General features: G+C 62.6%; 21 protein-coding genes and 2 tRNA genes. 16 read left to right on the plus strand and 7 right to left on the minus strand.

From position 1 onward, the window contains the following. Positions 1-78: 78 nt before the first annotated feature. Positions 79-1182, plus strand: a complete 1104-nt coding sequence (locus IC608_RS17170) for a TRAP transporter substrate-binding protein (RefSeq protein WP_191778068.1) — start codon at positions 79-81, stop codon at positions 1180-1182. Positions 1183-1312: 130 nt separating this feature from the next. Beyond that, the gene (locus tag IC608_RS17175) at positions 1313-2263 is read left to right on the plus strand and encodes a PfkB family carbohydrate kinase (RefSeq protein ID WP_191778070.1); all 951 of its coding nucleotides are present in this window, start codon (positions 1313-1315) and stop codon (positions 2261-2263) included. Here the strand turns inward: IC608_RS17175 and IC608_RS17180 are convergent. Next, positions 2260-3009, minus strand: a complete 750-nt coding sequence (locus IC608_RS17180; RefSeq protein WP_191778073.1) for a hypothetical protein — start codon at positions 3007-3009, stop codon at positions 2260-2262. The two genes, IC608_RS17175 and IC608_RS17180, sit on opposite strands and share 4 nt — an antisense overlap. A gap of 173 nt (positions 3010-3182) precedes the next feature. On the opposite strand from IC608_RS17180, the gene dps reads away from it, so the two are divergent. The 3 genes from dps to IC608_RS17195 all read left to right on the plus strand — a co-directional run bounded on the left by dps (position 3183) and on the right by IC608_RS17195 (position 10470). After that, on the plus strand, positions 3183-3656 hold the full coding sequence (dps, locus tag IC608_RS17185; protein WP_191778075.1) for a DNA starvation/stationary phase protection protein Dps: 474 nt from the start codon (positions 3183-3185) through the stop codon (positions 3654-3656). A gap of 500 nt (positions 3657-4156) precedes the next feature. Then, positions 4157-8887 (plus strand): glutamate synthase large subunit, encoded by a 4731-nt coding sequence (gene gltB, locus IC608_RS17190; RefSeq protein WP_191778077.1) that lies wholly within the window; start codon positions 4157-4159, stop codon positions 8885-8887. A gap of 155 nt (positions 8888-9042) precedes the next feature. After that, complete coding sequence (locus IC608_RS17195) at positions 9043-10470, plus strand: glutamate synthase subunit beta (protein ID WP_191778079.1); 1428 nt, start codon at positions 9043-9045, stop codon at positions 10468-10470. Between the two features lie 87 nt (positions 10471-10557). Here IC608_RS17195 and IC608_RS17200 read toward each other — a convergent pair whose 3' ends face one another. Next, on the minus strand, positions 10558-10800 hold the full coding sequence (locus tag IC608_RS17200; protein WP_191778081.1) for a DUF982 domain-containing protein: 243 nt from the start codon (positions 10798-10800) through the stop codon (positions 10558-10560). Between the two features lie 166 nt (positions 10801-10966). On the opposite strand from IC608_RS17200, the gene hpt reads away from it, so the two are divergent. Continuing rightward, positions 10967-11509 (plus strand): hypoxanthine phosphoribosyltransferase, encoded by a 543-nt coding sequence (hpt, locus tag IC608_RS17205; RefSeq protein WP_191778082.1) that lies wholly within the window; start codon positions 10967-10969, stop codon positions 11507-11509. Positions 11510-11514: 5 nt separating this feature from the next. Here hpt and IC608_RS17210 read toward each other — a convergent pair whose 3' ends face one another. After that, positions 11515-11847: a TfoX/Sxy family protein gene (locus tag IC608_RS17210; RefSeq protein ID WP_191778084.1), complete on the minus strand. Its 333-nt coding sequence runs from the start codon at positions 11845-11847 to the stop codon at positions 11515-11517. Beyond that, positions 11844-13397: a UxaA family hydrolase gene (locus IC608_RS17215; protein ID WP_248306478.1), complete on the minus strand. Its 1554-nt coding sequence runs from the start codon at positions 13395-13397 to the stop codon at positions 11844-11846. Before IC608_RS17215 ends, IC608_RS17210 begins: the two co-directional genes overlap by 4 nt. 109 nt (positions 13398-13506) lie before the next feature. On the opposite strand from IC608_RS17215, the gene IC608_RS17220 reads away from it, so the two are divergent. The 3 genes from IC608_RS17220 (at position 13507) to IC608_RS17230 (ending at position 15640) form a co-directional block, all read left to right on the plus strand. After that, on the plus strand, positions 13507-14256 hold the full coding sequence (locus tag IC608_RS17220; RefSeq protein ID WP_191778086.1) for a GntR family transcriptional regulator: 750 nt from the start codon (positions 13507-13509) through the stop codon (positions 14254-14256). Between the two features lie 9 nt (positions 14257-14265). After that, a complete protein-coding gene (locus tag IC608_RS17225; protein WP_191778088.1) occupies positions 14266-14703 on the plus strand; it encodes an RbsD/FucU family protein in 438 nt (145 codons plus the stop codon). 85 nt (positions 14704-14788) lie between these two features. Beyond that, entirely contained in the window at positions 14789-15640 is an 852-nt protein-coding gene (locus IC608_RS17230; protein ID WP_191778090.1) for a fumarylacetoacetate hydrolase family protein, read from the plus strand. Between the two features lie 93 nt (positions 15641-15733). Here the strand turns inward: IC608_RS17230 and IC608_RS17235 are convergent, their stop codons facing one another. Continuing rightward, positions 15734-16189, minus strand: a complete 456-nt coding sequence (locus IC608_RS17235) for an Hsp20 family protein (protein WP_191778092.1) — start codon at positions 16187-16189, stop codon at positions 15734-15736. Between the two features lie 418 nt (positions 16190-16607). Here IC608_RS17235 and IC608_RS17240 point away from each other — a divergent pair, with 418 nt between their 5' ends. After that, positions 16608-17582: an alpha/beta fold hydrolase gene (locus IC608_RS17240; protein ID WP_191778094.1), complete on the plus strand. Its 975-nt coding sequence runs from the start codon at positions 16608-16610 to the stop codon at positions 17580-17582. 20 nt (positions 17583-17602) lie between these two features. Here the strand turns inward: IC608_RS17240 and IC608_RS17245 are convergent, their stop codons facing one another. Together IC608_RS17245 and IC608_RS17250 are read right to left on the minus strand one after the other, a co-directional pair. Further along, positions 17603-18394, minus strand: coding sequence for an inositol monophosphatase family protein (locus tag IC608_RS17245; RefSeq protein WP_191778096.1), 792 nt, complete (start codon positions 18392-18394; stop codon positions 17603-17605). 269 nt (positions 18395-18663) lie between these two features. Continuing rightward, on the minus strand, positions 18664-19563 hold the full coding sequence (locus IC608_RS17250; RefSeq protein WP_345890922.1) for an N-formylglutamate amidohydrolase: 900 nt from the start codon (positions 19561-19563) through the stop codon (positions 18664-18666). A gap of 223 nt (positions 19564-19786) precedes the next feature. On the opposite strand from IC608_RS17250, the gene cpdR reads away from it, so the two are divergent. The 6 genes from cpdR (at position 19787) to IC608_RS17280 (ending at position 23696) form a co-directional block, all read left to right on the plus strand. Beyond that, on the plus strand, positions 19787-20146 hold the full coding sequence (cpdR, locus tag IC608_RS17255) for a cell cycle two-component system response regulator CpdR (protein WP_191778098.1): 360 nt from the start codon (positions 19787-19789) through the stop codon (positions 20144-20146). A gap of 112 nt (positions 20147-20258) precedes the next feature. Next, positions 20259-20333: transfer RNA gene (locus tag IC608_RS17260), tRNA-Val, on the plus strand. Between the two features lie 29 nt (positions 20334-20362). Further along, positions 20363-20437, plus strand: a tRNA-Val gene (locus IC608_RS17265). Between the two features lie 444 nt (positions 20438-20881). Further along, positions 20882-21331 carry a pseudoazurin gene (locus IC608_RS17270; RefSeq protein ID WP_191778100.1) on the plus strand — a complete coding sequence of 150 codons (450 nt, stop codon included), beginning with the start codon at positions 20882-20884 and terminating at the stop codon, positions 21329-21331. Positions 21332-21406: 75 nt separating this feature from the next. Next, entirely contained in the window at positions 21407-22582 is a 1176-nt protein-coding gene (gene nirK / locus IC608_RS17275; RefSeq protein ID WP_191778102.1) for a copper-containing nitrite reductase, read from the plus strand. Between the two features lie 67 nt (positions 22583-22649). Continuing rightward, positions 22650-23696 (plus strand): hypothetical protein, encoded by a 1047-nt coding sequence (locus IC608_RS17280; protein WP_191778104.1) that lies wholly within the window; start codon positions 22650-22652, stop codon positions 23694-23696. Positions 23697-23708 lie beyond the last annotated feature (12 nt).

Here is a 23708-nt window from a genome sequence, read left to right on the forward strand (position 1 = left end):
GCGCGTCCAAACCCGCCCAAGCCGGGTGGGGAAACGTCGAGGCGGGGTAACCGCCATAACCTGTCTGGGAGGACAGATATGAAAAGACGCGAGTTCTTCAAGTCGGCCAGCGTGACGGCCGTTGGCGCGGCTGCCGCAACGGCCGGCCTGGCAACACCCGCCATTGCTCAGGACACCTACAACTGGCGCATGGTGACCACCTGGCCAAAGAACTTTCCGGGCCTTGGCGTCGGCGCGCAGCGCCTGGCTGACCGCATCACGGCCGCCTCGGGCGGTCGGTTGACCATCCAGGTGTTCGCCGCCGGCGAAATGGTGCCGGGCCTACAGGCGCTTGACGCGGTGATCGACGGCTCGGCCGAGATGAGCCATGGCGCGGCCTATTACTGGCAGAACAAGAGCGCCGGGCTCTCCTTCTTCACCGGCGTGCCCTATGGCATGACCAGCCGCGAACTGACCGGCTGGGTGCGCTACCTTGGTGGCCAGGAAATCTGGGACGAGATCTACGACCAGTTCGGCGTGCAGGGGTTCCTTTCGGGCGACACCGGCACCCAGGCGGGCGGCTGGTTCAAGAACGAGCTGACCGGCGTGTCCGACGTCAACGGCCTTCGCTTCCGCACACCGGGCCTCGGCGGGCAGGTCTGGGCCAAGCTTGGCGCCTCCGTGACCAATCTTGCCGCCGGCGACATCTTCGCTGCGCTGCAGTCGGGTACGCTGGATGCCGCAGAGTTCGTCGGGCCGTATAACGATCTGGCGCTCGGTTTCTACCAGATCGCCAAGAACTATTACTTCCCGAGCTTCATCGAGCCGGGCCTCGCCACGGAATTGGTCGTCGACAAGGCAAAGTACCAGGCTCTGCCGGCGGATCTGCAGGCCATTATCAAGGATGTCTGCCAAGCCGAGTATGATGCCGTGGCCGCCGACTTCGCTGCCAACGATCCGCGGGCGCTGCAGACGCTTGTTTCCGAACATGGTGTGCAGATCCGGCAGTTCCCGGAGGAAATCCTTGAGGCCGGTGCAAAGGCCGCACAGGAAGTGCTTACGGAAATCCGTGACAGCGGCGACGCGCTGACCAAGAAGACCGCCGAAAGCTTCATCTCAGCGTTCAATATCGTCCGCCAGAAGACGGACGGCACGGACTCTCTCTTCCTCACCGCGCGCGAGAAGTACTTCACGCTGAAGTAGGGGCTCTAAAGCTGACTCGTGAAGCCCGGACTTCGCGTCCGGGCTTTTTTCTTTTCCGGCCTTGGACGGACTGGCGGGGCAGTCGGGGCGATGATAATTCCAGCGCGCAGTGCTGCGGAAGGAGGATCGAATGTTCGTTGTAGGTGGGGAAAGCCTTGTGGATCTCGTGCCGGCATCGAACGCGCCCGACGCACCACGCGAGGCGCTGCCGGGTGGTTCTCCGTTCAATTGCGCCATTGCCTTGAGCAGGCTGGGAAACCGCACGGGTTTCCTCTGCCCCATCAGCACGGACGAATACGGTGAACTGTTGTGGGGTCCACTGCAGCAAGCGGGCGTCGAGGTGTTGCTCAAGGAGCGGGTGGCAACGCCAACGACGAAAGCTATCGTCAGCTTCAACGAGAAGATGCAGGCGTCGTACGTCTTCGAGCGCGGAGCCGACCGCGCGTTTACCCGCGATGGCCTCTTGGCGGCGTTGCCGCATAGCGTTGAACTGTACCAAATCGGCGGCTTCTGCCCCATTCGTGCCGATGATGCCGCGATCTGGATGGACGTCGTCGAGGCCGCCATCGGCCGGGGTGCGACGATTTCGATGGACATCAATGTGCGCGACAAGCTGGTGGACGACGAAGCGGGTTATCGGGCTCGCCTCTCCTCTTTTCTGGACAAGGCGCACCTCATCAAGCTCTCCGACGAGGACCAGGCCTGGCTCGCGCCGGACATGAGCATGGAAGACTACGCCTCGGAACTGCTTGAGCGACCACATTGCGAACTGGTGGTCGTCACGCGCGGTGAACTCGGCTCGCGTGGGTTTTCCCGCACAGCGGACGCCCAGGCAGCCATTTATGCTCCCCCCATTTTCGGCGATACCGTCGGGGCAGGGGACAGCCTGATGGCCGGCATCCTGACCTGGCTGGGTGAGACCGGAGTATTGAAACCCGGCAGACTGGGCGCCCTCGAGAGCGCGGATCTGGAGAAGACCCTCCGGTTTGGAGCCGTGGTGGCTGGTCTTAACTGTGGGCAGAAGGGTTGTAAGCCACCCAGCCGCGCGGAAGTGGACGCGGTTCTGCGCGACCTTGGCTAGTCACGCCCGCGGACGCGCTGGACGAACTGCTCGAAGTGCCATGCCAGGGCTTCCCTGTCAGGCCAACGCTCGGGCCGGTCGGCAAGGGCGAGCATGCCGGTGCGATTGACGGTGTCGGAGATGTCGGAGGTCACGGCGTGTGCATCGATGATGATCTCAAAGCGCGGGCCGACGCTCCAGGCGAAGTTTTCAAATAGCCGGCCCGGTTCGGGGTCGAGGAAGAGAAAGTTGCGCGCATGCCAGGCGCCGCCTTGGTCCAGCGGGCGGACCATGATGGCCACGCCATTTCCCGTGCGCACATCGGAAAAGCTGCATCGGGCGTCGTTCTGGCGCCGCAGTTGCTCGGTGAAGTGTTCGGCCGTGATGGGCTCGTGGCTGAAAATGGCCGCGGCGTCATCCATTCCGCGCAGCAAAGTGGCCTGCGCCAGCACCTCGTCAAACACGTCGTCTGCCACTTCGCCGATCGTCGGTCCATGCGGCAGTTCGACCCCGAGTGGTATATCATCGCCGAAGAAGCGGATATCAGCGATATGAACGAGCCATCCGCCGCTGCCGGGGGAAAATCCGGCCAGTTTCCCCTGGCCGACGCCGACCGGGGCGGACCTTGGTTTTGCATGCACGAGAAGTACACTGTCGCCGATGCGTCGCGTATGAAGCATCCTGTCCTGGATGGTACAGGGAAAGGCCGCGGTGGTGCCGTCGCGGTACGAAACTGGTGACGGTGTGAAGATGATGAGGTGAGGCATTGGGCACTTCGCTGCGCCCTTAGGGTAAACTACTTATTCTTTACGGGAAATGGCCAATGCATTTGCGGCGAAACGTGTCGCTGCCGTCTCACCGGGAACGAGTCCGCCGGTCCACCAGTTGAAAGAGCAAGGCGCAACGCGCCTGTCTTTCCTTCAGCGTCAGGACGTTTCCGATGAAAACTCCCTCCATCGCCCTCAAGGCCAATGCGAAGTCAGCCGTGATTGACGTGCTGAACGCTCGCCTCGCCGACAGCATCGATCTTGCCCTCATCACCAAGCAGGCGCACTGGAACCTCAAGGGGCCCAACTTCATCGCCGTGCACGAGATGCTGGACCCGATGCGGGCGGCTATCGACAACCATGTGGACATCATTGCGGAACGCATTTCGCAGCTCGACGGAACGCCGATTGGCACCAGCCAGAGGGTGGCCAAGGCTACCGCACTTGACGAGTATCCGACCGATATCAAGAAGGTCCCAGATCATCTTGCCGCACTGGCGGACCGTTTTGCCAAGCTGGCGAACCAGATCCGCGAGGATATCGACACCACGGACGAGGCGGGCGATGCTGACACCGCAGACATCCTGACGGCGTTTTCGCGCGAACTCGACAAGGATTTGTGGTTCATCAAATCCCATCTCGAATAGGATATATTCTCTTTCATGTGAGCCCAATGGGGCGCGCCGCCGGCGCACCCCATATTTTTGGGTCGGTTTCCTATGATTTCCTATACACCCTTGGGGCCAACTCCTATTTTTTGTGGCGGCAGGGTGGCAAAATCTCTTGCCCGTCGCTTTGAACTGTGCAAATGTGCCTGCGTTAGGGCAGCATCTCTGTCCTAAATGACGCGCGCCCCGCTCTCCGCGGTCAGCGTGCGCGCTGGTCCGGCTGGACCGCCAGTCGATGGCGGAAACGGGCAGGCGGGGCTAAACTAGCCCGAATTCTGAGCGGCCATTTGGATGCAGCGCCGCTCCCCAAACATGGACGATTTGCTCATTCGAGCCGTACTCGTGTAGTACGACCCGGCTGAATATGACGCCCAAGAGGAAAAGCGTGCATCCACCTTGCCGGGGGACCCGGCGGCATCAGGGATGCGCACCAGAGAAACAAGCCGCCCCAAGACGGGGTAAAAGAACGAGGTAACGCCATGGCACACGTACGGCACGGAAACTCCGCCCAGACGAGCACTGCCAAAGGCAAAACCTTGATTCTGAACGGCAAGCGCGTCGACGGCCGTCCCGAGGCTCAGGGCCTTTACAACCCGGCCAACGAGCACGATGCCTGCGGCATCGGCATGATCGCCAACATCAAGAACAAGCCCAGCCACGAGGTGGTCGAGAAGGGTCTCGAGATTCTCGAGAACCTCGAACATCGCGGTGCTGTCGGTGCCGATCCCTTGATGGGAGATGGTGCCGGCATTCTCGTCCAGACCCCGCACGCCTTTTTCGGGCGCGTCCTGAACTTCGCGTTGCCGGAAAAGCACGGCTATGCCGTCGCCATGATCTTCTATCCGAACGTCGCTGGCCAACGAGATCGTTGTGCGGCGGCGGTGCGGCGGTGCATGGAGGCCGAAGGGCTGACGGTGCTGGGCGAGCGTGTCGTGCCCACGGACAATTCCAAGCTGTCCGAAGGCGTCATCGCGACGCAGCCGATCATCGAGCAGATTGTCATCGAGCGCCCGCAGGGGTTCAGCATTGATGAATTCGAGCGCAAGCTGCTGATCGTTCGAAAGGTCATTTCGAACACGGTCTATCGCGAGGTTCCGGAGAGCGACAGCGACAATGGCTTTTATGTCGTGTCCATGTCCGCGCGCACCATCGTCTACAAGGGCATGTTCCTGGCTTATCAGCTGGGCGCCTTCTATCCAGACCTCAACGAGGAAGACTTCGAGAGTGCCATAGCGCTCGTTCATCAGCGGTTTTCGACCAACACCTTCCCCTCTTGGAAACTGGCGCATCCCTATCGGATGACCACCCATAATGGTGAGATCAACACCATCCGCGGCAACGTCAACTGGATGGCGGCGCGGCAGGCCTCGGTGTCTTCGCCCAAGTTCGGCGACGACATCACCAAGATCTGGCCGATCTCCTATGAGGGGCAGTCGGATACCGCGTGCTTCGACAACGCGCTCGAATTTCTCGTGCGGGGCGGTTACCCGTTGCCGCACGCGGCCATGATGCTGATCCCGGAGGCCTGGGCCGGAAACCCTCTCATGGACGAGGAGCGGCGCGCTTTCTATGAATATCACGCGGCGCTGATGGAGCCTTGGGACGGGCCGGCGGCGATGTCGCTTTCCGATGGCCGCTATGTCGTGGCCACGCTCGACCGCAACGGCCTGCGGCCGGCGCGTTACCTCGTGACGCGGGAAGGGCACGTCGTCCTGGCGTCTGAATCCGGGGTGCTAGACATCCCCGACGAGGACATCGTCGAGCGCTGGCGCCTGCAGCCGGGCCGGATGCTGCTGATCGATCTCGAAGAGGGCCGCATCATCTCCGACGAGGAGATCAAGAAGCAGCTCGCTACCATGAACCCCTATCGGGAATGGCTGGCGCGCACCCAAATCGTGCTCGAGGACCTGCCGCCCGTGCCGCCCAAGGCGCCCGAGCCGACCGGCGCGCTGCTCGATCGCCTCCAGGTCTTTGGTTACACCCAGGAAGATATCAAGCTGTTGATGGCGCCGATGGCCACCACCGGCCAGGAGGCCGTTGGCTCAATGGGCACGGACACGCCGATTTCGGCGCTCTCCAACAAGCCCAAGCTGCTCTACACCTATTTCAAGCAGAACTTCGCCCAGGTCACCAACCCGCCGATCGATCCGATCCGCGAGGAATCGGTCATGTCGCTGGTGAGCTTCATCGGCCCACGCCCGAACATTCTCGATCTGGCCGGCTCTGCCCGCGAGAAGCGCCTTGAAGTGCGCCAGCCCATCCTCACCAACGAAGACCTGGAAAAAATCCGCGCCATTGGCGACATCCAGGACAACCAGTTCAAGACCAAGACCATCGACATCACCTATCCGGCCGTCAACGGCCCGGAAGGGATGGAGGCGGCCATCGAGGCCATTTGCCAGGAGGCCGAAGAGGCCGTTCGCGGCGAATACAACATCATCATCCTGTCCGACCGCCTCGTCTCGGTCGAGCGGCTTGATATCCCGACGCTGCTGGCCCTGGCGGCCGTTCATCACCACCTCATCCGCAAGGGCCTCCGCACCTCAACCGGTCTCGTGGTCGAAACCGGCGAAGCCCGCGAGATCCACCACTTCGCCATGCTGGCCGGCTACGGCGCCGAAGCCATCAACCCCTACCTCGCCTTCGAGGCGCTGCAGGCGTTGCACGCCGAAGGAAATTATCCGGAAGAAGTCTCGGCGGACGAAGTCGTCTACCGCTACATCAAGAGCGTGGGTAAGGGCCTGCTCAAGGTCATGTCCAAGATGGGCATCTCCACCTACCAGTCCTATTGCGGCGCGCAGATCTTCGACGCCATCGGCCTCAACTCCGATTTTGTGAAGAAGTACTTCTTCGGCACCGCCACCTCCATCGAAGGCGTCGGCCTGAGGGAAGTCGCCGAGGAAACCGTCCGCCGCCACGCCGATGCGTTCGGCGACGATCTGGTGCTCAAGAAGGCGCTCGATGTTGGGGGTGAGTACGCCTACCGCATCCGTGGCGAAAAGCACGCCTGGTCTCCGGACGTCGTGGCCGACCTGCAGCACGCCGTCCGCCTCCATGACGAAAGCCCCGAAACGGCACAGGAGCGCTATGACAGCTTCGCGGCGCGGTTGAACTCGTGCGAAAACGGCTACATGGCCATCCGGCACCTCTTCGACATCAAGCCGCTCGGCCAAGCGGTGCCGCTCGAAGAGGTCGAGCCCGCTGCCGAGATCGTCAAGCGCTTTGCCACGGGCGCGATGAGTTTCGGGTCGATCTCGCGCGAGGCGCACACGACGCTGGCCATGGCCATGAACCGGATTGGCGGCAAGTCGAACACCGGCGAGGGCGGCGAAGAGCCGGATCGGTACAAGCCACTGCCAGATGGCTCGCGCAATCCGCTGCGCAGCGCCATCAAGCAGGTCGCCTCGGGCCGGTTTGGTGTGACCACCGAATATCTGGTCAACTCCGACCAGATACAGATCAAGGTCGCCCAAGGCGCCAAGCCCGGCGAGGGCGGGCAGTTGCCCGGGCACAAGGTGGACTGGATCGTCGCCAAGACGCGGCATTCAACGCCAGGGGTCGGCCTGATTTCCCCGCCGCCGCACCATGACATCTACTCGATCGAAGATTTGGCGCAGCTGATCTACGATCTCAAGAACGTCAACGAGGAGGCCGACATCTCGGTCAAGCTCGTGTCGGAAGTGGGCGTGGGCACGGTTGCGGCTGGTGTCGCCAAGGCACGCGCCGACCACATCACGATCTCCGGCTACGATGGTGGTACCGGCGCTTCGCCGCTGACCTCGCTCAAGCATGCTGGTGGTCCGTGGGAAATCGGCCTTGCCGAAACACACCAAACGCTGGTGCTCAACCGCCTGCGGGCGCGCGTCAAGCTGCAGGTTGATGGCGGTCTGCGGACCGGGCGGGACGTGCTCATTGGCGCGCTTCTGGGTGCCGATGAGTTCGGCTTCTCCACCGCCCCACTGATCGCTGCCGGTTGTATCATGATGCGCAAGTGCCATCTCAACACCTGCCCGGTGGGTGTGGCCACGCAGGATCCTGTGCTGCGGAAGCGCTTCAAGGGCACCCCCGAGCACGTCATCAACTACTTCTTCTTTGTTGCGGAGGAACTACGCGGGCTGATGGCCGCGATAGGCGCGCGTACATTGACCGAACTGATCGGCAGGTCGGACCTGCTCGACCAGAAGCGGGCCGAGGACCACTGGAAGAGCGAAGGTATCGACCTCTCGCGCATCTTCCACAAGCCCGACGCCATTGAGGGGGACACCCTCTACCATTCGGAGAGCCAGGATCACCACCTGGAGACCGTGCTCGACCGCAAGCTGATCGAGATGGCGCAGCCAGCGCTGGAACACGGCACGCCGGTACAGATCGAACTGCCCATCCGCAGCCGCGATCGTTCCGCCGGCGCCATGCTGTCGGGTATCGTGGCCAAGAAATACGGTCACGAAGGGCTCAACGAGGACACTATATCGATCACGCTGCGCGGCACGGCAGGACAGGCGTTCGGGGCGTTCCTCGCCAAGGGCATCTCGATCGACATGATCGGCGACGCCAACGACTATGTCGGCAAGGGTCTTTCCGGTGGACGCATCGTGGTACGGCCCTCAGAGAAGGTCGGCATCGTGCCCGAGAAGTCGATCATCGTGGGCAACACAGTGCTCTATGGTGCGATTTCGGGCGAGTGCTACTTTCGTGGCGTCGCGGGCGAGCGCTTCGCCGTTCGCAATTCGGGTGCCATTGCGGTGGTCGAGGGGACGGGCGATCACGGCTGTGAGTACATGACCGGCGGCGTCGTGGTCGTCATCGGACCGACGGGACGCAACTTTGCGGCCGGCATGAGCGGCGGCGTCGCCTATGTCCTCGATGAGGACGGCACATTCCGCGACCGGTGCAACTTGGCCATGGTCGATCTTGAGCCGGTGCAGGAAGAAGAGGACCTGATGCGCAAGCTCCATCATCACGGTGGAGACCTTGAATGGCATGGCCGAGTCGATATCTCGGGCGACATGACCAAGCATGACGACGAGCGCCTGCACCAGCTGATCTCGAACCACCTGCACTATACAGGCTCGAGCCGGGCCAAGCATGTGCTCGACAACTGGGCGGAGCTCAGGCCGAAGTTCGTCAAGGTGATGCCGGTGGAATATCGCCGGGCCATCCGCGAAATGGAAAAGAAGCGCGCTTCCGGCGGCTACGTGGCGGCCGAATAGCCTCGCGATCGAACCAACCACCGGGTCGTTCCCCCGAAAGCGGGAACCCCTGTTGCAGATGCCGAGCGTCGAACAGAGGTCCCCGCTATCGCGGGGGGGTGACCCCGAGCTTAAGTTGAGCGCGCTGGCGCTGTTAATGAGGTAGGGAAAGAGCCATGGGTAAGGTCACAGGCTTTCTCGAAATCGACCGCGAAGAGCCGCGTTACGAGCCGGCGTCGGACCGGATCAGGCACTTCGGCGAGTTCGCCATTCCCCTTTCTGAAGGGCGAGTGGTGGATCAGGCAGCACGCTGCATGGATTGCGGCGTTCCGTACTGTCATGGCGACACCGGCTGCCCGGTTCACAACCAGATTCCGGACTGGAATGACCTGGTCTATAACGGCGACTGGGAGGAGGCGGCCCGCAACCTCCACTCCACCAACAACTTCCCCGAGTTTACCGGCCGGATTTGCCCTGCGCCCTGCGAGGAAGCATGCACTCTGAACCTTGAAGACGTCCCTGTCGCCATCAAGACGGTGGAGCAGGCGATCGCGGACAAGGCCATCCGTTCAGGCTGGATCAAGCCGCAGGTCCCCGAGGCCAAGACCGGCAAAAGCGTCGGCATCGTCGGCTCCGGACCTGCGGGCATGGCCGCTGCGCAGCAGTTGGCGCGCGCTGGCCACGACGTCCATGTCTATGAGCGCGAGCCCAAGGCCGGTGGCCTCATGCGCTACGGCATCCCCGACTTCAAGATGGAAAAGGACCACATCGACTTCCGCGTGAGCCAGATGGAAGCCGAAGGCGTGGTGTTCCACTATGGCATCAATGTTGGAGTCACGACGCCGCTTTCCGAGCTCCAGCGGCAGCATGATGCCATGCTGTTGTGCGGCGGGGCGGAACGGCCGCGTCCGGTGGATGCGGAGGGTGTCGATCTCAATGGCGTGCATTTCGCAATGCCTTTCCTGGTCCAACAGAACCGTCGCCTGGGTGGAGAAGACGTCTCTGGCGAGCGGCAACTGACTGCGGCAGGCAAGCACGTGGTCGTGGTCGGCGGTGGCGATACCGCTAGTGACTGCGTCGGCACCTCGTTTCGCCAGGGCGCGATAGCGGTGACGCAACTCGATGTCCGGCCGATGCCGCCCGAACTCGAGAACAAACTGACCAACTGGCCGAACTGGGCGGTGAAGATGCGCACGTCTTCGTCACAGGCGGAAGGCGCCATTCGCGAGTTTTCCGCTGGCACGATGAAGATCATTGGCAATGCCAATGGTCATGTGACAGGGGTCGAATGCGCGCGCGTGGATCGCAAGCGGCAGCCCATTGCGGGCACCGAATTCGTCATCAAGGCGGATCTGGTGTTGCTGGCGATCGGCTTTGCCGGCCCGGTGCGGGAGGGCATGCTGAACGAACTGGGAGCAAATCTCGACAAGCGCGGCAACCTCTTTGCCGACACCATGAGCTACAAGACATCCGAGCCTGGAGTCTACGCCGCGGGTGATATGCGTAGAGGCCAGTCGCTGGTCGTGTGGGCCATTCGAGAGGGCCGGCAGGCGGCCCGCTCGATCGACTTCGACCTCATGGGCAAGACGGACCTGCCCCGGTAGATCGGGCCCGCGAGCCGCGCTCGTCGGCTGACGTCGCCGGCCACGCCGTGGACCTCCCGGCTTGGCCGGGGGTGCGAGCGGACGCTGTTACTCCACGAAGATACCGGCTTCGAGTGCGGCGTCCATGAAGGCCACCCAGGCCGTTTCGGGGCTGGCGCCTTCGGTGGCGGCCAGGCAAAGCTCGCTGGCGATCTTGTGCTTGTCAGTTCGCTCGGCCGGCCAATCCATGAGCAGGACGTGTCGCGCCTGGATAGGAGTGCGAACGACCAGTTGTTCGCGCCCGATATTGAGGGTGATCGGACGGTCCCAGGTGTGGATGGCGTCAAGCATGACAAACCTCGAATTGTTGCCTCCGCCAACGGATGCGCGGCGCGCCGGTTCCAGCCGCTATCGCCGTTGAGCGTTTCCATATGTGCGAAGGGGGGAGGGAGCTCTGGTTAAGCAGTGGCGCTGGGCGTTATGGTCGTCCGGTCCGATTCTTTCGGTGGAGCGCCTGATGGCCCAAACCCCTTATGTCGTCGACGAACTGATCTCGGCAAAGGCCATCGCGGCGCGTGTCGAGGCTCTCGCGAAGGACATCACCGCCTATTTCGCCGATACCGACAAGCTCGTTGTGGTGGGGCTTCTGCGCGGCTCGTTCATCTTCATCGCCGATCTGGTGCGGGAACTGGAACTACCGGTGGAGGTCGATTTCATCGAGGCCTCGTCCTATGGCGACGCCATGGAATCCAGTCGCGAAGTGCGCATCCTCAAGGATTTGCGCGGCGAGATCGGTGGTCGTGACGTCCTGGTCGTGGAGGACATCATCGATACCGGCCACACGCTCAAACACGTGCTGGAAATTCTCGAGACGCGCCACCCGCGCCGCATGGAAGTGTGTGCTCTGCTCAATAAGCCGAGCCGCCGCGAGACGGATATCGCGGCCAGATGGATCGGCTTCGACATTCCCGACGAATTTGTCGTTGGCTATGGCATCGACTACGCGCAACGCAACCGCAATCTGCCCCATATTGGGGCCGTTCGGTTCACGGCCGACTGAGCGCTTCAGGTCTGCTTGTGCTTCTTCGGCTTGGGCGTCGGAAGATTGCCGGCAGTTGTCTTGACCAAGCCGGCCAGCCAATCGGCATCATCCCAGCAGTCGCCTTCGATGAGGAAGTACATCTTCGAGCCCGGATAGGCCTCCGCCTCGGTCACCGTGCCAAGATAGGCGCGGCCGGCCGCCGTCGGCTTGATGAAGAGCTGGTCGTCGCAGACGAAGGCGATGACTTTGCCGTCACAGTAGAGGCCGTATTCCCCGAACATCTTGCGGGCCGACATGGTGCCGGCAGCGGAGGCCTGTTCCAGCAGGAAGTCGACCGTCTTCTGCTGAGTGCTCACATCACTGCCCCGACCTGCCAGGGGACGAACTCGTTGTCGCCATAGCCCAGTTCTTCGGACTTGGTCTTCTCGCCTGAAGCGACGGCCAGGATCTTTTTGAAGATTTCCTCGCCCTTCTCCTCGATGGACACCCCTTCGACGATATCGCCGCAATTGATGTCCATGTCGTCGGTCATGCGGGCATAGAGCTCCGCATTGGTGGCGAGCTTGATCGAGGGAACGGGCTTGCAGCCATAGGCCGAGCCACGGCCCGTGGTGAAGCACAGCACGTTCGCGCCGCCCGCAACTTGGCCGGTGGCGGAAACCGGGTCGAAGCCGGGCGTGTCCATGAAGACAAAACCCCTCTCGGTGACCTTTTCGGCATATTCATACACCGCCGTGAGCGGCGTTGTGCCGCCCTTCGCCGCGGCGCCGAGCGATTTTTCCAGGATGGTGGTGAGGCCGCCCAACTTGTTGCCCGGCGAGGGGTTGTTGTTCATCTCGCCGCGGTTGCGCCGGGTGTAGTCTTCCCACCAGTGGATCCGCTCGATGAGTTTTTCGCCCACCTCGCTTGTCATGGCGCGGCGCGTCAGCAGGTGCTCGGCGCCATAAATCTCAGGCGTTTCCGAGAGGATGGCTGTGCCGCCATTGCGCACCAGGATATCGGCGGCGTAGCCGAGGGCCGGGTTGGCGGTGATGCCGGAATAGCCATCGGATCCACCGCACTGCAGAGCCAGCGTCAGGTGGCTGGCATCCACCGTTTCGCGACGGGCCGCAGCGGCGACGGGCAGCATTTCCCTCACCTTCTCAACGCCCCACTCGATCATTTTCCTGGTGCCGCCACGCTCCTGGATGGTCATGGTCTGGAAGGTCTCGCCTTCCTCGATGCCATAGAGCTCCTTCATCCGCCCGATCTGGAATACTTCGCAGCCCAGACCAACGAGCAGGGCCGCGCCGAGATTGGGATTTGAGGTGTAGCCCCACTGCGTCCGCTTCAAGATGTCGAAGCCTTCGCCGCGACTTTCCATGCCGCAGCCGGTCCCGTGGACGAAGGGCACGACGCCGTCGATTTCTGGATAGTCGTCCAGGATCCCAGAGCGGTTGACGGCCTCGGCGACGAACTTGGCAACTGTAGCCGAACAGTTCACCGAGGTGAGGATGCCGATGTAGTTGCGCGTGCCGACGCTACCGTTCTTGCGGCGAAAGCCCTCGAAGGTTGCGCGCTGCTCCGGGGGCAGGAAATCGACCGGCACCGCCCCTTCGGTGAAAGCATAATCATGGGTGAGGGTGCCGTCTGGACCGCCCATGCCGCAATTGTGCTCGTGCACCCAGTCGCCCGACGCAATGGGTTCCTTGGCGAAACCGATGATCTGTCCGAACTTCAGGATCGGCTCACCGGCGGCGATAGAGCGAACAGCAAATTTATGGCCACGGGGCACCCGGCGAAGGATGTTCACGCCTTGCGGGGTGGGCGAACCGACCTCGAGATTGGCGAGCGCAACAGCAACATTGTCGGCGCCGTTGAGCAGGAGCGTTTTGCCCTCGATCGGGCGGGTCATGGTCTCGGTCATTGTCGGGGCCTTTGAGGCTTGCGCCGGGGACTGTCGTTTCCCACCGGATTGGAGCCAGCAGGGGTACGGCGAGATTGTCTTTCACTGCGTCCTTAACTAACATGTTAGCATGAAAACGGAAGCCGCTTCCTATGATTTTCTCCCGACCGCAGGCCCGTTTGCGCGTGGCAGCGTGACCATCGATGTCACCAACATGCTGCGACATGCCATTGTGACGCTGGCCCTGGCGCCGGGACAAGTTCTGGACAAGAGCGCGCTCTGCAGTCAGCTAGGCGTGTCGCGGTTTCCGGTCAGCGAAGCGCTGGCGCGATTGGCCGAGGAAGGGCTGGTTGATATCGCGCCGCAGCGCGGCTCGACGGTGTCGCTGGTGCGGATCGGCGACGTTCGCGAATACATGCTGATCCGCAAGGGGCTTGAGAGCGAGGCGTTGCGGGTGCTCATCGGCAAACACAACGCGGATGTGATCGCCGCCTTGCACGCGAACATGGCGCTGCAACGCGACGCAGCGGCGCGTGACGACGCGGAAACCTTCCATCAGATCGACGTCGATTTCCACGACATCATCTTCCGGTCCATGCGCCTGACGCGGGTCAAGGCAATCATCGACAAGGTGCGCGCCAATCTCGATCGAGCGCGACGGCTGATCATCACCCCGCGCCGCCTGGCTCACACCATCGCCGAACATCAGGCGATTTTCGATGGCATTCTGGCGGCCAACGCGCCCCAGGCCATTGCCGCCATTCGCGCGCATATCGATGCGGTGATGGTCGAACTCTTCGCCTTTGCGCGCGAGCACCCGGACCTGTTTGCCGATGGTGCAGAGTTTGCGGACGACCCCAACGATTTCCCCTTCGGCTAGAGATCCGACATGCTCAAATCCCTTCCACCCTTGCTCGGCCCCGACCTGCTCTACATCCTGCGGGCCATGGGGCATGGCGATGAAATCGTGCTGGTAGACGCGAACTATCCCGCGGAGTTCGCAGGGCCCGATGTGGTTCGTCTCGACGGGCACAGCGTGACGGACGTGCTCGATGCGGTGCTGACGGTACTGCCGCTAGACGAATTCGTCGAGGAAGCGGCGATCGGCATGCAGGTGGTGGATGCGCCGAACCAGCGCGAGCGCATCTACGAGGAATTCGAGCGGATCGTCCGCCACCATGAGCCCCGGATGGGGTTCTCGACCATCGAGCGCTTCGCTTTTTACGAGCGGGCGCGCAATGCGGCCGCCATCGTGCAGACGGGTGAGAGTCGGCTCTACGGCAACATCATCCTGAAAAAGGGCATCATTCGTCCGTCCGCGTCCTGAACAGGACGGTTCAACAGGTCTCTGCCCTCGACTCGGTCGGGGCCGCGCCGTAAGCCGCCTAAATAATCAACGAGGAGATGAAAACGTGAAGCTGCTTCGTGTTGGCGCCAAAGGAGCCGAAAAGCCAGCCATTCTTGCCGCTGATGGTTCCATCCGCGATCTTTCCGGCGTCGTCGCCGACATTGGCGGGGAAACGCTCGGCCCAATGGGTCTCGAGACGATCAGGGCTGCGGATATGACGGCGCTGCCGAAACTGGAGGACGGGCAGCGTGTCGGGCCGTGCGTTGCCAATGTGGGCAAATTCATCTGCATCGGCCTCAATTATGCCGACCACGCCGCCGAAACGGGCGCCGCCATTCCAGAAGAACCCATCATCTTCATGAAGGCCACCAGCGCCATCATCGGCCCCAATGACGACGTGATCATTCCCAAGAACGCCATCAAGCCGGACTGGGAAGTCGAACTCGCCATCGTCATCGGGACCGAGGCTCGCTACGTGGAAGAGGCCGATGCCCTGGACTATGTCGCCGGCTATTGCGTCTGCAACGACGTGTCCGAGCGCCACTTCCAAACCGAGCGCGGGGGCACCTGGGACAAGGGCAAGGGCGCCGACACCTTCGGGCCTATCGGACCCTGGATGGTGACCAAGGATGAAGTGCCCGATCCGCAGAACCTCAAGATGTGGCTCGAGATCGACGGCAAGCGCTATCAGGATGGTTCCACCAAGACGATGATCTTCGGCGTGGCCAAGGTTGTGTCCTATGTCAGTCAATTCATGAGCTTGCAGCCGGGCGATATCATCACCACCGGCACGCCACCGGGCGTCGGCATGGGGATCAAGCCTGACCCGGTGTGGCTCAAGCCGGGCAATGTGATGCGGCTCGGCATCGAAGGATTGGGCGAGCAGACGCAGCACGTCAGGGCGTACGGCGCTTGACCAGCCCCTTCAAGTGGCTGGGATAGCGCAAGCAAAAAAAAGGCGCGGCCCTTGCCGACCGCGCCCTTTCTTTTCCGATGGACCGGAAAAAGCTTAGTTGACGGACTTGTCCTCGATGGTGGCGGTGCCGCCATTGACGGGGATGGTCCGGGGCTTCTTGCTCTCGGGAAGTTCGCGCTTCAGTTCCAGGTGGAGCAGCCCGTTTTCGAGGGTTGCGCCCTGAACCTCGACATAGTCGGCAAGCTGGAAGCGCAGCTCGAAGGCGCGCTCGGCAATGCCGCGATGGAGGAATTCGCGCTGGCTCTCACCAGTCTCGGCCGGCTTGGCACCCTTGACGACGAGGCTGTTTTCCTTGGTTTCGACGGCAATGTCGCCGTTGGAGAACCCGGCTACGGCGATGGAAATGCGGTAGGCATCGTCGCCGGTGCGCTCGATGTTGTAGGGCGGGTAAGTCTTGGCTTCCTGGCTCGACAGGGAATCGAGGCGGTTGAACAGCCGGTCAAAGCCGACGGTAGAGCGATAGAAAGGGGAAAAATCGACAGTCTGCATTTCACATTCTCCGTTGAGCAACGTGGATGGATCGACCGGTGCCTGCGCTTGGCTCCCTGATGCGGCGAGCGGTGGGCGGCAGGGCCGGCGCCCCCGGAAATCCGGCGGACGAGTACTATTTAGGTGGGGCTTTGAGCGGTTCAAGAGGCACAATGTGCAGCGGGAAAACACGCTTTGGACGCGTTGATGAACTCACTATGAACGGGGCGCTCAGGGGCGGGTCAGACGGGCCGGGCTAAAAGGGGACATGTGAACGCGGGCCTTGCCCGGTGTCCACGACCCTGTCGGCCCTGTCATCCGCCCCCCGCACGGGGCCGCGCAGAAAGGGGAGGCCAGCGTGTCCGGAAACGGAGATGCTGGCTTTTCTTTGTTTACGGCTCTGGATTAGGGTTCGGCCACACCACCGACGAGGCCCGATGTGACCGCTACTGCCCAACCCTCCGGACCGCGCTTGGCCGTCACGCCCGGCAATCCCGTGCCCGAGGGTGTGCGGCTGGGATATTTTACCACCTCGGACAAGGTGCGTCTGCGCTACGCCCTATGGCCCAAGTCCAAGGCGCCGTTGCGCGGCACCGTCTGCCTGGTGCAGGGGCGCACAGAATACATCGAGAAGTATTTCGAGACCGTCGCCGACTTCCAGGCGCGCGGCTTTGCCGTGGCGACGTTTGACTGGCGTGGCCAAGGTGGCTCGGACCGGCTGATCGGCAATCGGCATCTGGGGCATGTGGACCGGTTCGACGACTACTGGACCGACCTGCGGTGCTTTCACGCCGACATCCTGCTGCCCGATTGCCCGCCTCCCTTCTACCTGGTCGGACATTCCATGGGCGGCCTGGCCAGTCTCTATGCTGCTGCCCGGGACCGGATGATGTTCGACCGGATGTTCCTCTCGGCCCCGATGGTCGGCCTCTACAATCGCGAAGGGACGCTGGGCGGGCCCGCGGCCTTTGCGGAAATCCTCACCTTCCTGGGGCTCGGCAGACTGCCGATGAGCAGGCGAGAGGACCGTCAGCCCGAGGAGGCGGGGTTTGAGGGCAATCCGCTGACATCGGATGAAGGACGGTATCGCAGGATGGTGCATACCCTGCGGGCCGATCAGTCGCTCTACATCGGATCACCCACCTTCAGCTGGATCGGCACGGCTTTTCGCGCCATGATTGATGCTGAGAAAGATCGCTTTGCCGCGCAGTTGCGCATCCCCATGCTGATTCTTGCGGCGGCGCGCGACACCATCGTTTCCACGCCAACCATCGAACAGCTCGGCCTGCGGCTGCGGACCGGACATCATGTCGTCATTCCATCGGCCCGCCATGAGCTCTTCATGGAGACCGATGTGGTCCGGGGACAGGTGCTTGCCGCGTTCGACGCCTTCATCACCGAGCAGTCGCCCTGAGCGGCGCTGCTACCCGCCCGTCAGCTGCGGTTGACCAGCTGTAGCGCCGCCTCGAGCAAATCCGGCGTGGCGGCCGCAACCACATCGCCCCCACCCGTTGGATCCGAGCCGTCCCAACAGGCGATGGCGCCGCCCGCCTCCCGGATGATCGGCACGAGGGCGGCGATGTCGTAGCTGTTGAGATAGGGCTCGATGACGAGATCGGCATGGCCGGCAGCGAGCATGGCATAGCCGTAGCAGTCCATGCCGAAGCGCTGTAGCCGCGTCGCCGCAGCCACGGCCTCCCATTTGCTGGCCAGTGCAGGGGTGTCGAAAAGCGTCGGGGTGGTCGTGAAGACACGCGCCTGCCCCAAATCCGTTTCGCCACTTGTGCGATTGCTCAACTCCACCGCGCCGCGGCGGTAGGTCGAGCGCCCCGGGACGGCGAGGAAGGTCTCGCCGATGAAGGGCTGGGCCATGGCGCCCGCGACCGCTACCCCGTCGACCGAAAAGCCGATCAGCGTCCCCCATACCGGTGCGCCGGAGATGAACGCGCGGGTGCCATCCACCGGGTCGATGATCCAACTCAGATTGCCATCGCCCGTGCGGCCCCATTCCTCCCCAAGAATGGCATGGTCGGGGAATGCGGCGGCAATGACCTCGCGCATCGCGGTCTCTGCGGCTTTGTCGGCCTCCGTGACCGGGTCAAAACCGGACTCCAGCTTGTTGTCGATCGATAGCGGTGTGCGAAAGAGCGGCAAGGTCAGTTCGGCTGCAGCCGCCAGGGCGTCGAGCAGGGTCTGTTCGATGCGGATAAAGTCTATGGCAGTCATGAGGGCGGTCTCGGAAGAAGGCGGGCGTTCGCCGTCCTATCGCGTCGCAGGCGGCAGGGGAAGCTGGAGAGGACGGCATGGTCCATTTTTGCAACAAGCGGAAAGGAAAGGATTGCGCCTGTGCGCACCGACTTGCCCATGCCCGGAAATGGGCGCATCCAGAGTGGGCATGATGATTGCGGCTTGCTTTGCGGGACGAGAGCTGCAACGGCGGACCGCGCATCGTTCCTCCCTTGACTGGGGCTGTCTTTGGGGACAGCCCCTTTTTATTATTCCGCGGCCGCCTGCTCCACTTCAGGCAAAGGCGTGCCGGCGAACGAGAAAAAGTCCAGTCCGATCAGGGTGACGATCAGCCTATCGAGCAGTTGGCGCAGTGGCTCGAAGCCCGCGTTCTTTTCCAGCGTCGCCTCGTTCATGTAGAGATGCCGGCTGACCTCGATCTGGAGAGCATGCACGCCGTGGTGCGGGCGGCCATAGCTCCGGGTGCAAAAACCGCCGGCATAGGGCCTGTTGCGCGCGACGCGAAGACCCGCTGCGGTGAAGATCGTCTCCACGAGGTCGACGACGGCCGGCGCGCAAGTCGTGCCGTAGCGGTCACCCAGCACTATGTCGGGTGTTGCGCGCTCCCCATGCCGGCCGATACGGGGCATGGAATGGCAATCGACCAGCAAGGCGACGCCGAACGCGGTCACCGACTCGCTGAGCAGTTTCTGCAGCGCGTCGTGGTAGGGCTGATAGATGCCCTCAATGCGCATGCGCGCATCCTCGAGCGTCAGCCGCTCGCGATAGATGGGCTTGTTTTCTGCCACGACGCGCGCCAGCGTACCCAGGCCGGCGGCGACGCGTGGAGACGTGGTGTTGAACCGGTCCGACAGCGGCTCGAGGAACATCGTGGGGTCGAGTTCCCAGGGCTCGCGGTTGACGTCCAGGTAGGCCCGCGGAAAGTGGGCGCGCAGGAGCGGGGCGCCGAGATGGGGCGCGCGGCCAAACAGTTCGTCGACGAAAGCGTCTTCCGATTGCCGGATGGACAGATGGTCGAGCCTCGTCATGGCCAGGAAACGCGGCGGGTAGACGCGCCCGGAATGGGGCGAATTGAATACGATCGGCGCGACCATCCGGCGTGGCCGGATCGTCTCGAAGGCTGGTTGATCCCAATAGTCGGACCGCACGAAGGTTTCCCCAGAGCGGCGCTTTTGGTGCGCCGAGTGATTTGTGTCAGCAAAGTGTCGCCCGCCGTGGCCAAGATGTCCAGTTTTTCGCGCAATCGTCACTGAACGCCCGGAAAAAGCGGGAGAAGGGTGCTCCGGCCGGACGTGCCGGTTGCGCGGCGCGCAAAGTGGACTAAACATCAGCCCTACTAGCGACTCAGTGCCGAAGACCAAGGGGTTTTGGATGAAGCGGATCCTGCTCGCCGAAGACGACAACGACATGCGCCAGTTCTTGACGCGCGCGCTCAAGAATGCGGGTTATGACGTCGTGTCTTTCGACAACGGGCTTTCGGCATATGAGCGGCTGCGTGAGGAGCCGTTCTCCCTGCTGCTCAGCGATATCGTCATGCCGGAGATGGACGGGATCGAGCTCGCCCGTCGCGCCACCGAACTCGACCCGGACCTGAAAGTCATGTTCATCACCGGTTTTGCGGCGGTGGCTCTCAACCCCGACAGCGATGCCCCACGCGATGCTTCGGTGCTTTCCAAGCCGTTCCACCTCAAGGACCTCGTCAGCGAAGTGGAGCGGCTGCTCGCGGCCTGAACTCGAGGGCGAAAAATCCACAGGGGCGCCCAAAGCCCCTTGACCGCGCCAGAGCATTTGTGGTCTATCCGCGCCACCGGAAGCGCCGCAAGACGCTCCGACCCGGAGAGATGGGCGTGTAGCTCAGCGGGAGAGCACTACGTTGACATCGTAGGGGTCACAAGTTCGATCCTTGTCACGCCCACCATCTCTTCTTTTTCCCTGCCCATTGGCAGCGGGTGCGTAGCTCAGCGGGAGAGCACTGCCTTCACACGGCAGGGGTCACAGGTTCAATCCCTGTCGCACCCACCATTCATCCAGATGTTCCGGTAGCGAGAATCCGCGGAGGCGGGGCGCCAGTGGTGCGCTCGTGAGCCACTTCTGAAGTCGCCCATGCAGCGCCTCATTCGATGCTCCGCCACGTCAACGAGCGGCCTCCAGTTTCTGCCGGTCGCAGCAGCCTACGCCCCAGTGCGCGATGCGGACGGCCGCTCCTCTCGCTGGCCTGTCACGCCCGGACCTGGGCGCTCGGGCCTCCAGGCCGGCTGCTGCCGTGGCGGCCCTGACGCTCTTCAGCAAATGGCAGTGCCAGACACAGCGGCGAAACTTTCGCCCGGTGGGCCAGACTGGATGGCAGGTGAGTTGACGAAACTCAATTTGAACTGGATCATTTGATCTAGCGCAAGGAAGGCCGCCACGACGTCGCCTAGGTTCGTGCCACATTTCGTGAGCGGCCGCAAAAAGAAGGACCACTCCATGAAGACCGTTGCTCTGATTACTTCTGCCGCCGTAGCTGCCATGATGACTGTCCCCGCGATGGCAGAAGACCACCAGGTGCAGATGCTCAACAAGGACTCCGAAGGGAGGCCGATGCAGTTCGAACCCGCGTTCCTCAAGATCGCTCCGGGTGACACGGTGACCTTCGTCCCGACGGACAAGGGTCACAATTCAGAAAGCGTCATCATTCCCGAGGAAGCGGAAGCCTGGAAAGGCAAGATAAGCCAGGAAATCACCGTCACCTTCGATGAAGAAGGCTTCTATGCCTACAAGTGCCTCCCCCATGTCGCCATGGGCATGGTCGGGCTGATCCAGGTCGGTGACGACCCCGAACCGCTCGACGACGCCGCGGTGCAGAAGCTGCCGGGCAAGGCCAAGACCCGCATGGCCGAATTGATTGCGGAAGCCGACGCCAAGACTACTGAGTAAAACCTTTTCGGGGGGCGGCCGTGACAACGCAGGCAGCCGTCCCTCGGTCCACCGGTCCCTAGCTGGAGATACAGCATGTCCAAGACTGAACAGACCCCGACCGCAGACGCGGGCGGCAAACGCACTCCCTCGGGCGTCAGCCGGCGGAGCCTGCTCACGGGCTCCGCGGGGCTGGCCTTGGGAGCCGTGACTCTCCAGGCGGCTCAGGCGCAGGCGCAAACAATGGGCGGGGAGCACACGATGTCGCACTCTGCCAGCACCCCGAGCGGCAGTGCGCGCCTTTACCAGATCAATCCGCAGATGCCGGAGCACGCGGACATTGCGCATGATCCCGCCGACCTTCCGCCCCCCATCACACGCCGCGAGCCCAAGACGGTCCGGGTGGACCTGGAAACGGTGGAACTCGAGGCGCATCTGGGCGGCGAAAGCGTGTTCCGCTACTGGACGTTCAACGCTCGCGTCCCGGGACCTTTTGTTCGCGTCCGGGTTGGGGACACCGTCGAGTGCTATCTCAAGAACAACGCCGACAGCTGGATGGCCCACAATGTGGACTTTCATGCCTGCACCGGCCCGGGTGGCGGCGCTGTCCTTACCACCTCCATGCCTGGCGAGGAACATGCCTTCCGGTTCAAGGCACTGAACCCGGGTCTCTACGTCTACCACTGCGCCGTGCCGCCGGTGGCCATGCACCTGGCAGCAGGCATGTACGGCCTTATTCTGGTCGAGCCGGAAGACGGCCTGCCGGAAGTGGATCGCGAGTTCTACGTGATGCAGGGGGAAATCTATACCGAGGAGCCCTTTGGCACGCCCGGGCTGTTGAATGAAAGCTATGACAAGCTGATCAACGAACGCCCGGAATACTTCGTATTCAACGGCCACGTCGGCGCACTGACCGACCACTTCCCGCTCAAGGCGAACGTTGGGGAGACGGTCCGCATCTTCTTCGGCGTAGGTGGCCCGAACTTCACCTCCTCCTTCCATGTGATCGGGGAAATCTTCGACCGCGTCTACAATGCGGCCTCGCTCACCAGCCCCCCGTTGACGGACGTCCAGACGGTCTCGGTTCCTGCAGGCGGCGCTTGCATCGTCGAGTTCAAGTGCGAAGTCCCTGGCCGCTACGTTCTTGTGGACCACGCTCTGTCGCGTGCCGAGCGGGGCCTTGCCGGCTACCTGATTGTGGAGGGCGACGAGCGTCCGGACATCTACGAAGCCATCGGCGAGCCACCTGATCCGTCGGCTTCGGGTCACTGACCTGAAAAGACCATGGCCCGCCGGTACCGCCGGCGGGCCTTAGCATCACTATCAAGGAGAATGATCCGTGACCCTGACCCGACACTCCGCCATCCCTCCGTCCCTCGCACTGGCCACCCTGCTGGTTTCGACAGCCTTGATGTCGCCGGCCTACGCGGAAACGGTAGAGGGCGTCTTCGCCCTGCCGGGCGCCGAAGAGGCAGTAAGCGGCGAGATGACGGTGACCGAGACAGGTCCGCTCTCGCGCGGTCTTGAACTCGTTTTCGCCGACAAGGGGACCAGTGAGCGGATCGACCGGTTCGATGTCGAACTGACGCAGGAACTGCACATCCTTGCGGTGGATGACGCCCTGACGACGCTGGTGCATCGCCATGTCGAGCATGCGGCTGAGGATGGCACCTTCGCCAGTGAACTGAGCTTTCCTCATCCCGGGCTCTACCACATTTTCACCGACGCCGTTCCCAGCGGAAAAGGCCAGCAAGTCCTTCGTTTCGACGTCGAGGTGGGCGAGGCCCAGCCGGCTTTGAGCGGAGAGCAGCGCGCCGAGGCCCTGAAAACAGGCGAAGACCACTCCCGCCAGTCCTCCTCCAACGCCTATACGGTCACCCTCGATTCCTCGGGCTTGACCGCGGGAGAAGAGGGCATAATCTCGCTGTCGGTAGAAAAGGATGGGAAACCTGCGACCGATATCGAGCCCTACCTTGGCGTTGCTGCCCACGCCGTCTTCGTACGCGCCGAAGATCTGGCTTATGTGCACGCCCATGCCATGGCCAATGGCGCGCAAACCATGGCTCATGGGGACGATCACGGCGGCACGGCTGGCCACGAAACCCATGATAAGGCCATGAGCGAGGATCATCAGGGGATGGAAGGAATGTCGACGGACATGCCGGCGAGCGAGGATGACGTCAATTCCGCTGATGCGTCGCACGACATGAGTGGCATGGACCACGCGACGGGCTCCGGGGAAGCCGGCGCCGTTTCCCCAGAGATGAGCGTGCATGTCACCCCGCCAGCGGAAGGTGTCTATGCCCTTTGGATCGAATTCATCGGGGGTGGCGAGGTTCAGACTGTGCCGTTTACAGTGGATGTCTCTGGCGGTCATCACCATTAGGATCAGACAGAT

This window comes from Devosia oryzisoli, from assembly GCF_014837245.1.
In the GTDB taxonomy this organism is placed as follows: domain Bacteria; phylum Pseudomonadota; class Alphaproteobacteria; order Rhizobiales; family Devosiaceae; genus Devosia; species Devosia oryzisoli.